The 17,356-nt window shown below is 37.9% G+C and carries 12 protein-coding genes; 2 read left to right on the plus strand and 10 right to left on the minus strand.

Annotation, left to right across the window (positions count from 1 at the left end):
* Positions 1-89: 89 nt before the first annotated feature.
* The 3 genes from V7150_RS21885 to V7150_RS21895 all read right to left on the minus strand — a co-directional run bounded on the left by V7150_RS21885 (position 90) and on the right by V7150_RS21895 (position 9,181).
* Complete coding sequence (locus V7150_RS21885) at positions 90-791, minus strand: response regulator transcription factor (RefSeq protein WP_335522454.1); 702 nt, start codon at positions 789-791, stop codon at positions 90-92.
* On the minus strand, positions 769-2,601 hold the full coding sequence (locus V7150_RS21890; RefSeq protein ID WP_335522455.1) for a sensor histidine kinase: 1,833 nt from the start codon (positions 2,599-2,601) through the stop codon (positions 769-771). The genes V7150_RS21885 and V7150_RS21890 overlap by 23 nt, the downstream gene beginning before the upstream one ends.
* Before the next feature lie 1,099 nt (positions 2,602-3,700).
* Positions 3,701-9,181 (minus strand): OmpL47-type beta-barrel domain-containing protein, encoded by a 5,481-nt coding sequence (locus V7150_RS21895; RefSeq protein WP_335522457.1) that lies wholly within the window; start codon positions 9,179-9,181, stop codon positions 3,701-3,703.
* Positions 9,182-9,577: 396 nt separating this feature from the next.
* Here V7150_RS21895 and V7150_RS21900 point away from each other — a divergent pair, with 396 nt between their 5' ends.
* Positions 9,578-9,799 carry a hypothetical protein gene (locus tag V7150_RS21900; protein WP_335522459.1) on the plus strand — a complete coding sequence of 74 codons (222 nt, stop codon included), beginning with the start codon at positions 9,578-9,580 and terminating at the stop codon, positions 9,797-9,799.
* A 63-nt stretch (positions 9,800-9,862) separates the two neighbouring features.
* On the plus strand, positions 9,863-10,087 hold the full coding sequence (locus tag V7150_RS21905; RefSeq protein ID WP_335522461.1) for a hypothetical protein: 225 nt from the start codon (positions 9,863-9,865) through the stop codon (positions 10,085-10,087).
* Between the two features lie 406 nt (positions 10,088-10,493).
* Here the strand turns inward: V7150_RS21905 and manA are convergent, their stop codons facing one another.
* The 7 genes from manA to V7150_RS21940 form a co-directional block, all read right to left on the minus strand.
* Complete coding sequence (gene manA, locus V7150_RS21910; protein ID WP_335522463.1) at positions 10,494-11,438, minus strand: mannose-6-phosphate isomerase, class I; 945 nt, start codon at positions 11,436-11,438, stop codon at positions 10,494-10,496.
* A gap of 271 nt (positions 11,439-11,709) precedes the next feature.
* Positions 11,710-12,516 carry a PTS system mannose/fructose/sorbose family transporter subunit IID gene (locus tag V7150_RS21915; RefSeq protein WP_335522465.1) on the minus strand — a complete coding sequence of 269 codons (807 nt, stop codon included), beginning with the start codon at positions 12,514-12,516 and terminating at the stop codon, positions 11,710-11,712.
* 2 nt (positions 12,517-12,518) lie between these two features.
* Positions 12,519-13,310, minus strand: coding sequence for a PTS mannose/fructose/sorbose/N-acetylgalactosamine transporter subunit IIC (locus tag V7150_RS21920; protein ID WP_335522467.1), 792 nt, complete (start codon positions 13,308-13,310; stop codon positions 12,519-12,521).
* 17 nt (positions 13,311-13,327) lie between these two features.
* Positions 13,328-13,813: a PTS system mannose/fructose/N-acetylgalactosamine-transporter subunit IIB gene (locus tag V7150_RS21925; RefSeq protein ID WP_335522468.1), complete on the minus strand. Its 486-nt coding sequence runs from the start codon at positions 13,811-13,813 to the stop codon at positions 13,328-13,330.
* A 13-nt stretch (positions 13,814-13,826) separates the two neighbouring features.
* Positions 13,827-14,222 (minus strand): PTS sugar transporter subunit IIA, encoded by a 396-nt coding sequence (locus V7150_RS21930; RefSeq protein WP_335522470.1) that lies wholly within the window; start codon positions 14,220-14,222, stop codon positions 13,827-13,829.
* A gap of 21 nt (positions 14,223-14,243) precedes the next feature.
* The gene (locus tag V7150_RS21935) at positions 14,244-15,989 is read right to left on the minus strand and encodes a class I mannose-6-phosphate isomerase (protein ID WP_335522471.1); all 1,746 of its coding nucleotides are present in this window, start codon (positions 15,987-15,989) and stop codon (positions 14,244-14,246) included.
* A 160-nt stretch (positions 15,990-16,149) separates the two neighbouring features.
* Positions 16,150-16,896 (minus strand): GntR family transcriptional regulator, encoded by a 747-nt coding sequence (locus tag V7150_RS21940; RefSeq protein ID WP_335522472.1) that lies wholly within the window; start codon positions 16,894-16,896, stop codon positions 16,150-16,152.
* Positions 16,897-17,356 lie beyond the last annotated feature (460 nt).

The following is a 17,356-nucleotide window of genomic DNA, read 5'->3' on the forward strand; positions in this document are numbered from 1 at the left end:
CCCTTTGTTTTTCATTTTAAGAAAGAAGGTATCTAAAAAATATCCTCTCAAAAATAGAAATAGTTCGCTATTCTTATATTTTTCGAATATCAAGAAAATTTACGATACTCAATTGGTGTCATTCCAGTTTCTTGTTTAAAAACTGTCATAAAGTGTTTTGGGCTTTTATAGCCTGATAACTGCGCAACCTCATATACTTTTAAATTCGTTCCTTTTAATAACTTTTTTGCCTTTTTTAATCGTTCTTCTGTTATGTATTCTGTAAAGGTCATCCCTAACTCTGATTTAAATAGATGACCAACATATTGTGGATTCAAATATACATGTTCCGCAATATGCTTTAAGGTAATCTCACGGCTTAAATGGTCATCGATAAATTGAAGAATTTCTTGAAATTGTCTTGAGACATTCGCACTGTCTGCCTTGGTTTCTTTAAAGATCTTTGAAATGGCTTCAGAAAGTTCAACTCGATTAATCGGCTTTAAAAGGTAGTCCGTTATTCCAAAACGCATCGCAGATCTTGCATATTCAAAATCACTATGGCCACTTAAAATGATGATTGGAACATCTTTGGATATTTGCCTTACTTTAGAAATAAACGTGAGACCATCCATCCCCCTCATACGGATATCTGTGACAATTAAATGGGGAATTCGCTGGTGAAAAATTAACATCCCTTCTTCACCGCTTTTTGCTTCGATGACTTGAAAACCTCCTATGACTTCTTCAAGTAAAACTTTGAGACCTTGTCTTATAATCGCTTCATCCTCAACAATTAATACCTCTTTCAATATCCTCAATCCCCTTTTGTTGAATAGGCATTTTGAGCGTAACAGAAAATCCATTTTGTTCCTGATTCTCAATTTCTATTCCGTACTGTTCCCCATATAGCAACTGTATTCTTTCGTGAACATTTGGCATAGCAATTCCATTATGGTTTTTCGTCGGTAAAGTATGACCAGTTTTTAAAGACTTCTTTAGCTCCTCTAACTTTTCAATAGAAACACCTTTCCCATTATCATGAATGACTATTTCTAAGATTTGATTTTTAGTAGAAGCTTTGATGACAATACGGCCTCCCTGTCCAAACAGGCCATGAAGAATGGCATTCTCGACAAAAGGTTGCAAAACTAGTTTTGGAATGAGTACGTCAAGTAACGATGGCTCAATGTCCTCACCATACTGAAGTTCCTCCCCCATCCTAACCCTCTGGATGGCTATATAAGAGTGTATAAAAGACAATTCCTCTTTTAATGTGACAATTTTAGAAGAGTTATCAACGGTATATCTTAATAACCGACCAAGAGAAGAGACCATATCGGATACTTCTAAATTCCCCTTTGTGATGGCAAGCATATTAATGGTCTCTAATGTGTTGTATAGGAAATGAGGATTCATTTGACTTTGCAGTGCTTTGATCTCTGCTTCCTTTTCCCGCAAGCCTGTTTTGTATACCTCAGAAACAAGGCGGTCAATTTCGTTAATCATATGGTTGAAGCCTTTTCCAAGCTGACCAATTTCATCATAGGATTGAATGGAAACTCTATGATCCAGATTGCCTTTTTCAACATTTTTCATTGCCCTTCTTAATGTATGAATCGATCCTACCAGCGGCTTTGATAGAATAAAACCTAGTAACAAAGAAATTAATATACCGATTAAAACGACCATAATCACCACTTTTCGTAAATGGTTCACTTCAGTTAATATGGCAGCACTTGGAGTTAACATGATCGTTTTAACGCCTGAATAAGGTGATTCGTTATAGACTACCAAATAGTTCACACCATCAATTGGAATATTCATATGATTGTTTTCTTTAAACATTTTAATTTCAGATAGGATCGAGCTTCCAATGAGTTTATCTTCTTTATTCGGATAAATGAACTGATTTTCTTTGTTCAGAATAAAAATGCGGCTTGATTTATTGGTCTTGCTTAAGATTTCTTGTATTAAATCTTGTTTTAAGTCGATTTTGATAATACCAAGAGGTTTATAGGATGAAGGGTCTCGAATGAGTCGGGCAACGGAAAAAACCGTAACATCATTATTTAGATAATAACTGGGTTGATGGAGGGGAAGTAAAACCCATTCTCCATCAGCCTTTTTAATTTTTCCTACCCACTCATTATTCGTATCAAATACTTTTAACATGACCGTATTGGAATCTAAATTACTAAATATGGTTCCGTCATTGGCCATAATATGAATTCCTTTTATCTCATCTCTCATATGGATGAAACTAGAAATATATCGCCATAACGTGATTCTTTCATTTGCTGGTGGAAATATGGTTTTAACACTTGAAGTTTGGTGATTTTTTAAAATATCCATTACTTCTTGATTGTAGAGGGGAGATAATGAAATGATTTGCATTTCTTTTAGATATCGATCTAGATTTCGATTTATTTGATCAGCTAACTGGATTTGATATTCTTCTGTACGCTCTTGACTGGATTTTGCAAATTGATAATAAGTAATACTTCCAAGAAGTGTTGAAGTAATCAAAATAAGCAGCGAAAATATAAGAATTAACTTAACCCGATACGGCAGTGATAGTAAAAACCTTTTGAGGTTTTGTATAATCGTTTCTAATTCCATTAGAGTCCCCCTTTTTCTCTATAAAAACTATTAATTAGCTTTCTACATTTTTCGAGGAATTCCTTTGTTATTACTAATTTAAAAAGAGGGAAGAATGGAGACGATTCTTTTGCTTTGTTTTATGTCGTAATTAGAGGAAAATCCGTAATAAAGTCATTCAGGCTCGATGAATTTCCAATTAATATCCAGCGAATGTCGTAAGTTTTGAAAAATAGGTATTAAGTGTTCGGAGTTATGTCGTAAGTACCCCAAAAGATGTAATAAGCAGCTAAAAATATGTAGTAATTAGAATAAAATGCGACGTAAAAGACAGCTATGTCGACTTTTTTGATTAAAATCCTAGGAAACCCTTATGTAGAAGGCTTCTACATTGATGTTTGTCTAAAAATCCTGGGAAACCCCTACGTAGAAGGCTTCTACATCGATGTTTTGGCTTAAAATCCTGAGGAAATCCCTACGTAGAAGGCTTCTACATCGATGTTTTGACTTAAAATCCTGGGAAACACCTACGTAGAAGGCTTCTACATCGATGTTTTAACTTGAAATCCAGAGAAACCCCTACGTAGAAGGCATCTACATCGATGTTTAAGTAAATATCGTTAAAATTTTTAAAGTAGAATAACAAATGAATGATTTTATTAAAGCAATCCGCATCGTTTTTATTACGAGGCGGATTTTTTAGATAATAGGAAAGTAGAAGTGCACGAAGAAAGGCTTCGTGAGCATATGCATCGCAGTCGAAAAGCAGCGTTTTTCGACGAACTACGCCTCATGAACCGCCCTTAGGGTCTTATTAATCAGTGAGTTTTCTTTATGATACCACGGGATGGAGGATAGATATTTAAATTCGAATACCCCAAAGATTAATCAGAGGAGGACTTACTGTTTTTTTAGGTAATCATTTTAGTATTATAAATATTGGATACAAGAGGGAAGTGCAGTAGTGGTATCGAGGAGCAGGCAAGCCCAATGTAATAAGTTAAGATACGGTAAAAGCAATGATATGGTTCTTTAAGTACCTTAAAAGTAAAAAATGAAAAAGGCAAGACTGCCTCAATAAGGTAACGAATTGTATACCTTTTTGAGGCAGCCTCATCAATTACATTTCCGACGATTGATCGTGTCCTACAGCCAATGTTGTCGATACAATTCTAGAGTTACCTGCCATGTCCGTAATGGTATAGGTGATTGTATATATGCGGCCTGTTCCCTTGCCTGAACGTTCTGCACGTAGATCAAATTCAAAATCTGCTGTTCCGTATTCAGCATTTTGGATATCGTCTGCCGTTTGACCGTCTCCTGTTTCGTCATCCGATTCATTGCATGTAATGGACGTTAAACTAATGTTTTGTACTCCAGACCCTGTATCCATTACCTCCGGTATTACTTTAACCGTTACCATCTTGTGATTAGGCGGCCAAAGCGTATTGTCGCTCAGTTTAATTGTCAATTCTGGTGCAGTTTTGTCAATATTCACTTGGAGTAACTTTAAATCCTCCACATTTCCTGCTTTATCTATACTGCGATATTCAACGATATGACTACCTTCTTCAGTTAACTGAATAGGGGTAGTATAGAGTGACCAGTCACCGTCGTCAATACGGTATTCTGTCTTCCATGCGCCTGATCCTTCATCTGTTGCTGTGAGGGTGACCGTCAACATTTTTGTATACCAGCCGTTTTCTCCACTTGCAGATGAAGGGTCGACAGTTGCCAGCGTGCTAGGCTTCGTCTGATCCAGATATACGTCTACTGACTTTGCCTCTTCAGTATTACCTGATAAATCTGTGCTACTGAATTCTATTATATATTTACCATCTGTACTTATTAGTAATTCGCCAGTATACTTCTGCCATTCACCACCATTGATCCGGTATTTCGTTTCAGCAACACCTGACTCATTGTCTGATGCATGAAGAGTTACCTGTACGGGTTCCGTATACCAACTATTTGTGCCAGTTGGCACAGTCGGATTAATAGTGGCTGATGTAACCGGTTTTGTTTGATCAAGCTTCACTTCTACTGCCTTTGCCTCACCAACATTTCCTGCGGCATCAATACTGCGATATTCTATCTTGTTTATTCCTTCTCCAGTCACCGCAATGACATCAGTATATTCCTTCCACTCACTGTCGTTAATCCGGTATTCCGTTTTTTCAATACCAGAGCCTGTATCGAAGGCACGGAGGATGATACTTGTAGCCTCAAGATACCAACCATTTTCTCCATTTGGCCATGTTGTCCTTTCCGCGGTGGTTATAGGTTTAGCTTTATCAACCTTTACTGAAACGGTCTTGGAATTTTCTTTATTTCCTGCTTTATCAATACTCCGGTAATCAATTGTGTAGTCTCCGTCAGTGTCAACTGTTATTGGAGTAGAATATATTTTCCATTCTCCATCATCTAGGCGATATTCAGTCCTGTCGATACCTGAGGCATCATCTGTTCCAGCCAGTGTGATGCTTACATTCTCAGTATACCAAGAATTCTTTCCTGTCGGAGCAGGGGGGTCTACTTGTGCAGTCGTTTCAGGAGGAACCTGATCTGCCGGTTGTTGGTCATTTTGGTACAACTCCGAAATTTCCTGCTGGCTAAGCGGATAGTTATAAATCCTTAAATTATCCATATAACCACGGAAGTATTCCATTACACCTGGTGGGTCGTACCCGATTAAAAGCTTACTGGATGAATTTTGGAACACACCTGTCCAAGGAGTTGTACCTACCGGTTGCTCATTCACATAATAACGGATGGTGGAACCGTCCCAAGTAACTGTGTACATATACCATTCCTTCATTTTCGTAGCAGCTGTCGAAAACATATGATCAGGCCTATTCGTCAGACCGTCCGTGAATCTTACACCAGGAGTGGATCCATCAGGGGTATGCAGCAGTGCATAGGGACCATAATCAGAAGTGTCTCCCTTTGTTAAAATTTTTGCCCACCCACCTGCTCCAGCATCTTCTTTATATACCCACATTGAGAATGATAGAGAGGTAGAGAGGTCAAGGGATTCGGAATCTTTTACATCAATACCGCTATGTCCGTCAAACTTGGCAGCCTTTCCTTGGATTCCGTCAACAAATGCCATATTTCCTACCGGTGAACCGTTGTTATTATTCCCTGAGTGATCTTTAAAGTCGTTTTCAAAGGTGTAATAGGCGACTATAGCTGGATCGCGATCTGCCCGGACTGTAATGGTTCGGCTGTCGATACTTGTTCCGCCATCATCATCCGTTACTGTTACTTTAGCACTATAAGTCTTGTCAGGTGCCCCATTTGCGAGTAAGGGATAAGTATGATCTGGATTACACACATCAGAAGTCGTTCCGTCTCCGAAATCCCAAAGGCAGGATTTACTATCAGCTCCTGGATCTGTGATGTAAGGAGAGAAGTTCACTTTCTGATTTGATCGAACTACCATATCTGCCCCAGCATCTACAGTTGGTGTGACATTCACAGGGGTAATGTCCTTATGGCCCTTATATTTCTTTCCATTCTTGTCTGTAATTTCAAGTGAAACCGAAAATGTTCCATTATCTTTAAAGGTATGCCTGTGAGTCTCGCTAGATGCAGAAGTCGCTGGAGAGCCGTCACCGAAATTCCATTCCCGGGCTGTAAGCTGCCCGTTATCTGCTCCGATTGAATTATTATAAAAGGTAACTTGTTCTCCTTCCTTTGGATTCTTTGGCAAGAATTCGAAGTCAACAGGCTGAATCGTTTGTTCCATTGTGTAAGCATCCATATTCCCATTAGCATCGATTGCTTTTAAAGTAACGGAGTAAGCTCCAGAATCAGGAAAAGTATGTGTAGGGTTCTTTTCTGTGCTGATAGGGCTGCCATCGCCAAAGTCCCATTCCCATGACACGATATCATTCTCCGGATCTGTTGACTGATTTTCAAACGTTACAGTTGGTACACTAATTTGTGGTGTTTTGACTCGGAACTGCTGAGTCGAAATGTATTCCCCGCCACCTTGGGAATTTAGCGGCCGATACATGACATATTTGGCCGGTACTGGCTTTTGTAACTTGAATTCTTGCACATTTCCGTTGTCATCTGCAGTAGCCTTGAGTACTGTAGTGAAGGCGTCATGATCCAGAGTCGTTGTTGAGACTGCTACCTCAAAGTCCTTAACCCTTTGATGTTGATAATAGTATCGAGGCATGACTTGCACACGATCAATCAGGAATGTTTTGCCTCCTTCTAAGCTTATTATTACCCACTGGTTTTCATTGGTTCGGGTCTGCCATGGAAGCCCATATAAATTACCAATGTCAAGCAGTTGTTGTGGTGTATGGTAGTTGTCATATTGACTAGAAGCTGCTTCGACTTTTGCACCTGAGAGAGAGAAGGCGACGTTTTTTCCATCCCCACCAGGATAGAAGGCTGCCTTAGGAGGCTTGCTGATATCCGAAGTTTCGGGATTACAATCATCATCCTTGCCGTTTCCGTATATTTCAGAAGCCCCCGGGTTCACTTGTGCATCATTGTCTTCACAATCAACATTGGCCCGCCATTTATCTCCGTCATTGTCCGGCAGCAAAACTGATACTGGCCAGCTGATCACTTCGTGTTCCCATGGCTGTTCGGAATCCGTTATGATGGCTTCCACGACATGCTTTCCGACTTTATCGTTTGAAGGAGTGTAGGAATAGATTTTCCCTGAACCTGCATGAACCCGATCGATATACCACTCGATCTTAACCTCCTCACTCTCCAAATCCTCAGCTTCAATAGAAAAAACCTTCGTTTCATTGGCAATGACCTCTACTCCCTCCCGGTCCGGTGCAAGAGAAGTAACACGAGGCGCCTTGTTGCTATTTTCAATAAATACGGAAGCATAATCGATATTTGACCATCCCTCCTCGTTTGTAACCTTTAAGCCGATTAGTTTATTCACATTTCGGTCATAGGTAAAAGTCGGTTTTGCCCCGGAAGCATCGTCGAAAGCCCCATCTCCATCCAAATCCCACTCATACTTGACTATTGAACTTGGGCTCTTGGAATGGGATCCGTCAAACATAATCTGACTGCCTTCACTCCCGCTATACGACTCACCTGCATCTGCTATAGGAGCAAGATCATGAACGGATGGCATGGCAGTCAAATAGGGGATCCAATTCTCTTGCAGGTTCGTTGCCAGCTTATCAAAGGATGTAATTAGACCTCTATTCGTATTGATTAGAGAGTCAAGCTTTCCCAAAACCTCGGCTTTGTCGAAAGAGTAACTCTTCTTAATGAGAGAAGACTTCAGTTCTTCAATTTGGGAATTCGTATATCCCAGATTCTTTAGCTCTCGTACAAAATCAGCCGGGAATCCGTTAGCTTCCACTTCATCACGAAAAGCCTGAAGTTCTTCAGCCAGTTTGTTAAATTCGGTCGGATCCTTCTCCAGTACTGTCTTTGCATAATCGATAGCTGTATTCGTTCGTGTAATCTGCTTCTTTAGCTCTTTCGCGTATTGCTGTGCGGCACGTGCATGAATTAATGACCAGTCACCATTTTTCTCAAGAGTGCTTCCTTGGTACCTTTCAATGGAAGTCAGGAATGCTTCCAGCAATGGAGCCTCGTTCCCAAGCTCATTGCCAATACTGGTAATGGCAAGGGTTTCTGGGTTATTGCTTTCTGTCTCTATTACCTCCCGGGAAGCAAGAGGGGTGAGTTTTTGAAAATCCGGATTTGGCGGATCATTTGCAATCCCGCGATAATGCGAGACAGTTGATAAAATTTGTTTGATTGCCAGCTGCTTCGGATTGACACCTGTTGCCCATTCAACCCCCATTGTCAATCCAGAGAAGAAACTATCCAGAGCCGCACCATGCTGGATATCAGCCGGGGTCGGAATTTTTGGATAAGGATCTCCTCCCAGTTTTGGACAAATAAATGTCAGATCCATGCTTGCGGTAAACCAGATGATCCCATCCTTTAAGCCGCCGCACTGCCACACCTTTCCGACTGTACCAAGTTTGGATTGAATATCAAACAACATGTCATAAGCAACCCAGATCTCTTCCCAGTATATTTGAGCATCTCGAGCCTTTCCCTTGATTTCAGCAATCGCAGGATCAGCCATAATATCTGGAATATCTGTTGGAAAAATGACTTCAAAGGCATCCGGAAACACCTTATCCTCAGGAGACACCTTGCCGTCCTGACACTCGTCATATACGACCGTATATTTTCCGGGACCAATTTTTCCGCCCGGTGCTGTATACCCAATGACTTCAGATATGAACAAACCGCCATGGGCAGCCATTACCGTATTTGGAGATCCTGACACATCCTCCAGTTCTTCTCCAGGAAGACCATGCCCGCTTGGAACAACATAGATATCAGCAAAGGGTTCAATAAAGTCATCTGCACCATCTTCGGAGCATCCCTTCATGAAACGAATGGATCCTGTATGAATACGAATCTCCTCATTAGGTCCAAATGTTGTGAATGAATCCCCGCCTTCACTCCACAATAAAAATTGATAGTATTCCTCTTCTGCATATGCCTTGGATATTGGCATTCCTCCTACCAGATAGAAGAGAAAAACTTGAAAGCTTAATAATGATGCTATCATTCTCTTCATTCTTATGGTGTGCCTCTTTTTTTTCATCCTTTAAAACAACCTCTTCCTTTATAAAATGAATGCCATATTAAATTGCTAACTTAAGTAAAGAAATGCAAGTTTTCTTTCAGAACGCGTTTAAGGTGGTGACACAGCAAGTATAACCGTTAGGAAATCTAGGATATTATCTAATATTTCCATTTTTATCATCTCCCCTTATACTATGAATAGAAAGGAATTAAAAACGGGTTGAATACCTGCTCGAAGATACAAAAGGGATTATTGAATGGTCATGAGTCTCATCTCCTTGTTGGAAGCGGATGATATGACATTACAGGAAAAAATTAGAATATAATAGGAACCTAAGTATAATTAATGGTATACATTTTTATAACCAATAGGTTTCGGAGGATGTTTATGAGGAGTTTTGGTGAAGAAATTCAAAAATTAGAAGATAGCTTTTTTGTCGGACGAAAAACAGAATTAGAGTTGTTCCGGAATTTTATCTTAACCGAGGAAAATAATAAACGGATTTTAAACGTTTGTGGTACTGGAGGTATTGGGAAAAGCACCTTGCTAGACCAGTTCAGGAGAGTTAGCGAACAAAACGGAGTACCATTTTTTTGTGTAGACAGTTGAGATTTTCCCAAAACTCCAAAGGGCTTTGCCACTAGATTACTTACTATTTTACAGGTAGAAGTATTGGACGAGAAATCGGAAACGGAGCTGCTGCAGGAAGCAATCAGACAGTTAAATAAAAAAGCTGAGGCAGGCGGAATTGTTCTTGCTATTGATACGTATGAAGAGATGAATGAGTTAGATGATTGGATTCGCCAGTCTTTTTTGGTCGGATTATCTAATAACATATTGATTGTATTATCGGGTCGGTTTCCTCTAAAAGGAGGCTGGGTTTTATCACCGGCTTAGAGAAGGTTAATAAAATTTCTACTATTGCCACCCTTAGACTATGAAACCTGCATGCAATACACATCCAGATTTGGAAACTACGATGATTCCTTTGTGAGGAAATCATTTATGATTACAAAGGGGCACCCGTTAACGTTATCACTCTTCATGAGCTTAATTGAAATGGAAGAGATGACAGATACCCAAACTTTCAACAAAAATGGATGCGTTTCTCTTTAACCTACACAATTCTTTGAATTCTCCACTCTATCAACACTACACAAATGTTTGATTAAAAGAGGCCTTAACACGCTCCAATCCTGAATTTCCCCCTTAAAATGACTAAAAAGATTGTCGGATCTTTTCTTATCCTTTTCCGCTCACATAAAGCTCTTCTATTAACTCGTGGAGCAATTCATTCCGATTATTACGGATGGGAAACCATCAATTCACAGTCCCCATCTACCTCAAATTCACCTAATCCCACTGGAATAATTAAATGCGTTCCTTTTTTCAGTGAGTATTTCTCTCCATTATGAACAAGAACACCCTCACCCTTGATGACACTTAAAAGCAGATACTGATCATTAAATGAAAAAACAGCTTTCCCCTTTACATCCCACTTGTACACTGAGAAAAAGTCTGATTCTACAAACTTGATAATCGTTACATTCTCCTTTTTCTCAACTTTAGGTGCAACCCCAGTGTCATGATGTGGCACAGTTGTTACATCTATGGCTTTCTCTAAGTGAAGTTCCCGCAAGTTACCCTTGTCATCCCTACGATCATAATCGTACACCCTGTAGGTTGTGTCAGAACTTTGCTGTGTTTCTAATACTAGAGTACCTTCACATAATGCGTGAATCGTTCCGCTTGGAACATAGAAAAAGTCACCTGGCTTGATTTTCACTCTGCGCAGCAGCTCGTTCCAAATTCCTTTATTTATTTGCTCAATTAATTCCTCATTTGTTTTCGCATTATGGCCGAAGATCATGTCGGCTCCTATTTTGCAATCAAGAATATACCAGCATTCTGTTTTGCCAAGCTCACCATTCTCATGAACCTTTGCATAAGAATCTTCTGGGTGGACTTGAACGGATAAATCCATGTTCGCATCTAATATTTTTGTTAAAAGAGGAAAGACCTTATCTTTCGGGCTGCCAAATAACTCAGGATGCTTTTTCCATAACTCGTCCAACGCCATACCAGCATATGGACCATTTTCTATGATCGAAGGTCCATTTGGATGAGCGGAAATTGCCCAGCATTCACCTGTTTTTGCATTTGGAATATCATAATCAAATTCTGTTTGTAAGGCTGTTCCACCCCAAATTCGTTCTTTAAAAACTGGTTTTAAAAATAAAGGTTGCACTTATATTACCTCCTGAATTAGGTTTAACTTTTCTTTTCGTGTAAACTAAGCTTACTGCGAGCCCCACCCCATAAACGATAATAGTGAGGTTATATAAGTTCTATTAAGGAAAAAAGTAGATCGATTTGAGATTACGATTGATAGGGTCATCCTTCCAAATGAGGAGCAATAGACCTTTTCATTTTTGAATTTTGTAACTGATCTAAAAAATACTTAAAAAAAAGGCCTTCTTTAGCAAATAAAGCAGGCCTTCTAAACTCTTCATTTTTAATTAAAAAATATTTAATAGAACACCGATAATAGAAAAAGCTACTAAAATGAGCAGAACTTTTGTTCCACTGTATTTTTTCTTTGAAATTAGGTACCAACAGAATAATACCGCAAGAAGAGATAATAAGCCTGGGAAGAAACCGTCTAAAGTTTTTTGCAATTCTATGGTTGCATCACCATTTGGTATTTTTAAAGGGGTTGTTAAATGTACGAATGAAGCAGCTAATCCCCCGATAACAAGTGTACCTAACACACTAAAGGCATTTCTTAATCGTTCTGAGTTTGCTCCAATTAAACCATCAACAGCATTCACACCTAAATGGTAACCTCTTAAATATAAAAAGTAAGACAAAGACAAAATAATAGCTAAGTAGCCAATAATATAAACAAATACTCCTAGTGGATTACCATTTGATGAAATCCCCATGCCAATAGTAAGTAATATCGGAATAATAATTCCCTGAATAGTAGAGTCACCAATTCCTGCTATCGGACCCATAATCCCTGTTTTTACACTATGAAACATTTCATCATCAATTTCTTTTCCGTTTGCTTTTTCTTCTTCTAATGAAGCAACAATACCATTTACAAGACTTCCAGATTGAGGTTCAGTATTGTAAAAAACAGAATGTCTTTTTAGAGCTTTCTTGTATTCCTCTGGATTATCTTTATATAACTTATTTAAAATAGGAATCATAGAGTGAGCAAAACCGTGGGCTTCTAATTTTTCGAAGCTCATGGAAGATAAGTGGTACATTGCCCAATACATCCAACCTTTTCTTAAATCCTTTTTATCCAACTTCTTCATGATTAGATCACCTCATCTTCAGTTTCAGTATGATTGGAAGACCCTGCCCCAAGGTAAATAACATAGGCTATTAAACAAGCTATAACAGTAAGCGCAATCATATTTTGAACAATAAACGCGATAATAACGAATCCGGCAAGGAAAAAGATAAGCTGAAATTTATCCTTAATTAATAAGTTCATTAATAAAGCAATCCCCAATGCAGGTAACAAGCCACCTAATACATTCATTATTTGTGTTACGTCTGCAGGAATAACATCCAACGCCTTAGTAACAAATCCTTGTCCAAAGTAGATGGCAAGCGCAACTGGTACGACACGAAGCAAAAAGTTCACAATCTGTGGATAAAAGGCATTATTTAGGATAATACCACGGGCATCTCCAGCTTCGGCTGCTCGATCTGCACGTTTATTCCAAGCAGAGTTTGTAACCATCATTACGTTATGAAGAATAAGCCCTAGAGCACCAATACCAACAGATAGAGTAACGGTTACACCCGGTTCCGCTTTTGTTAGGATTCCAAGTGCAATTCCACCATAGGCAGCATAGGTAATCTCTGAGTTTTGCGTTCCCCCTGTTGAAATTGTTGCAATGAAAGCCGCCTGAACAGCTACACCCAAAATAATACCGGTTGTAATGTCACCTAATATTAAACCGACAATAAGACCTGCAACTAATGGACGGCCGACTACGTAATAACCACCAGATACACCCATCAGCCAAGGAGATGAAACTGATCCTAAGTAACAAAAGATCCCTATTAAAATTGCTTGTATCAATAAAACAAAATCCATATAATTCCCTCCCTTTATTAGTAATTTTGTCGAACTTTTTTCCAATTGATGGCGGTTTCATCCGGGATTAATTGGAAGTCAATATCAATTCCTTTACTATCCATGAAGTCAAATGCACTTTTTTCTTCATCTGTGATTGCTACATTTTTCGCAACGGTTTTTGCATTGCTTCTCGCACTCATAGGACCAACATTAACTTCCGTACCAAAGTCACCCCCTTTCTCGATAATTTCCATTAATGTAACTGGAGTTTTAACAATGACAAAATAGCTATTTTTTGCTATCTTAGCCTTACTAATTTTCTCTAACCCTTCCTCAACACTATAAACCCCTACTTTTACACCAGTCGGTGCTGCATTTGTAAATACCTTTTTTTGCAAAGGGTCTTGGGCAATTTTATTATCAATAACCAAAATTCCATTACACGGCTTAAATCTTGACCATCTTGCTACAACTTGACCATGAATAACTCTGTCATCAATTCTTACAAATGAAATCGGCATCTTTATTCCCCCTCTAAATGTCCAAAACTTCGATTGATTGGATTCCAGCATTGTGACCAATTGTGGCTAATTCATTTATATCCTTTACAAAACCAGTACTGCTAACGACCTCTAAATACATGGGCAAATTAACACCTGGAATAATCTTTATTTTGCTCTCATTGTAGAGAACATACTTTAAACTTTCATTACAAGGTGTCCCTCCCTTTAAATCACACAATATTAGTACAGAATCAAAACGATTTACCATATCATTTAGTGTCTCTGTTAACTTTTGAGAAAACGCTTCAATACCATCCTCTTCTAACGCAATACCTACTACATTTTCCTGTTTTCCGGCTATCATTTCACCTGATTTTATTAGTGAGTGGCAATAATCACCGTGGGAAGCAACCAAAATACCGATCATTTCTTTCAACTCCTCATAATTTTATACTCGTACAAAAGCTTTTATAGTAGCGAGTAATTTTCCTTCAGATTCTCCATATGGTCTAATAGAATATTCCTTTATACATTCAGGAATGATAAAAGTCTCTGCATAATGAACAATAAATGGTTCAAATTCTCCAGTAGGACTTTCGATAATGGCTTCTTCACCTTCTACTAAATTAAGAACGTTAACGCTTCCATGTGTTTCATGGATAACCTTCTTTGAAAACCAATGCCTTCTTGTTTCAATGAATTCCCTCTCATGTAATCCTGTTCGTTCTTCTTTCCAGCCGTCACCTTCAGCAATTCTTTCAAATCGGTTAATAAGATTATCCTTTACCCAGACTGTATTACGATCCCATTGGATGACCTTTTCACCGTGGTCAATATGGACTGGTCTTGGTAATCCATCTAAACCTAAACGATCCCAATCCCATAATTTGAAGGTAAAAATATATGGAGTTGCACTTATTTCTAATACCATTGTATTTTCCCCAGAACAATGGATCGTACCAGCAGGGATCAGAAAATGATCATGTTTTTCCGCTGGAAATTTATTGATATATTTTTCATCAGGGAAAGAAATAAGTCCCTTTTCTGCTTTTCTTAAATCCTCTATCATTTCATCTGGACTTATATCTTCTTTAACTCCTAGATAAACAACCGCATCTCCTTCTTTATCTAGAATATAATAGCTTTCATCCTGTGTATAATGCATTCCAAACTTCTCTTGAATATATTCAGTTAACGGGTGCACTTGCAGGCTTAAATTTTGACCGCCCATCGTATCTAAGAAATCGAATCGAATTGGAAACTCTGTTCCAAACCTCGCATGAACTCTATCACCTAATAATTCAACCGGATGGTTAAAAATTAGGTTAGTAGACGGAACTTCCACCCTTACTTCACCAAATTTTAAATATAGACTATTTTCTTCTGGAACACCGTCAAAACTCCAAGCAAAGTTTTTTTCTGAACGTTCCAAATCGAACTTTTCTTTCATCCATTGACCACCCCAAACACCTGGGTCAAAGTATGGAACCAGTCGAAATGGACGCTTAACTGCTTGATGTAACCCATCAAGAAATGCCTCTCCAGTTATCATTTTAGGATTGTTTTTTTCATTGGTATCTAAAAGGAAATCAATTTGATGATATAACCTTTTCTTATGTCGATCTGCTACACGCCATTCTACAAAATAGCCTCGTTTATATTTTTTAAGTACATCTTCTTCAAAGTTTTCCATTTTCCAATTCCCAATGGATTTCGCCCGATACCGTTGCTGAATTTCCCACCTAGCTAAATCAGCATAAATGAGTAGATCTGGCTGCTCAATGAGAGATGCACCTACACCATATATGATAACCAAACCTGATTGTAGATTTTCAATCTTCTCTTTTGCTTCTCTCACCTTTTCTTCATCAAAAAATTCATCCATTGTACGAGAGGATAAAACACCAAAGACTCGGTCATCCGTTAAATTACGTTCAATCATTTTGGTAATGTGCTCTCCAGAGAAAGCTAAATCATCCGAATGGATCAATAGTTCTGGATTTAATGGCCTAATCAACTCTTGTAAAATTTCAGAATATATTACACCTGGATAGCAATCTATTACTAATATTTTCTTACCTGAAATCGTTTTCAATTTATAATATAAAGTTGAAACAATCTCGTCATATCCTTTCCAGGCTTCATGCTCATGATTATATACAACTATTTCGGGAGATTTATTGTATTTAGACATTTCGTCCTCCTCATTGATATAATGTTATGACATTAATAACCGAAATATACATATTCGAAATAAAAAGGTGCTGTTCAAGGTTATAATGTTATAACAATAGAATACCTAAAAAATTTATATAATTCAATACATTTTGTAAAAAATATTTTTAATTTTCTCCTTAAATGGTAGAGTTAAAGTCAATATAATATCGATATTGATCTCCAATGTAAAAGCACTCCGTATATTCTGCAAAATCAAATTCCTTACAATACGACTTTCTTACCCGCTTTAAAACTGGAGTGTCTGCTGAAATATTTAATTCCTTTTGTACTTCCTCCGTAGGCATTCCAGCTTCTAAATACTCTTTAAATTTCGAAATTTTTATTCCCTTATCATTTAACAATTCATATAACGACCCGTAATAATCTTTTGGATTGGTTGATAAGTTAATAGTTGTTTTAATATATGTTCTAAAGTAGACCATTATTTTGTCTTCTGTCCCTCGGACCCTTTTGAGTAAATAAACATTTTTCCCTACAGAGGTGTTTAATTGTTTCGCAACAGTGGAATCTACTTTGACCATTGAAATTTCTGCTTTTTTTGTAGTTGCCTGCTTCCCTAGCTCATTCATTTCAAAGGTAAAGCCTTTAACATAGGTATAATAGTTATTACTTTCTTCAAATTGCTCGCTTTGGTCTAATACAAAAGTTCCCTTGGGTCTTTTTCTAATTAAATACTCTTCCCATACTAGTTCATTTATGGCTTCCCTAACAGTAATTCTGCTAACATCATAGGTTTTACAAAGCTCTAATTCAGAAGGTATTTTATCCCCAGGATTCCAAACTTTATTTTCGATTTTCATTTTTATATCGTTCTTAACTTGTATATAAAGGGGTGCTGCTTCCTTACTTGTATCAAGTTTCATTTTCTGAATATCTCACTCCTTAAAGTCAATAAATTATTTTCTTCTCTAAATATACGATACTTTTGAGTTCCAGTAAAATGAAGTTTGTAAATGCCAAACTTTTTGAATGACCTAACCCATAGGAGAAGGAAGAAAATTGTAGTGATAGAAACCCTCACTCTGTAAATCCAAAGTGGACAAATCTTACTACATATTTTTGGATATTTACTACATATTTTTAGATATTTACTACATGTTCTTAGCCACTTACTATATATTTTCCCCCACTTACTACATAATTTACGAAACTCACTACATTTATTGGATATTATTTGGTAATTCCCTCGATTCCTGGGTACTTACTACATATTTTTAGATGTTCATTACATATTCTTAGCCATATACTTCATATTTTCGCGTACTTACTACATAATTTACAAAACTAACAACATTAATTGGATATTATTTGGTAATCCCTTCG

It is taken from the genome of Neobacillus drentensis, from assembly GCF_036965245.1.
Classification (GTDB): Bacteria; Bacillota; Bacilli; order Bacillales; family Cytobacillaceae; genus Neobacillus; species Neobacillus drentensis_G.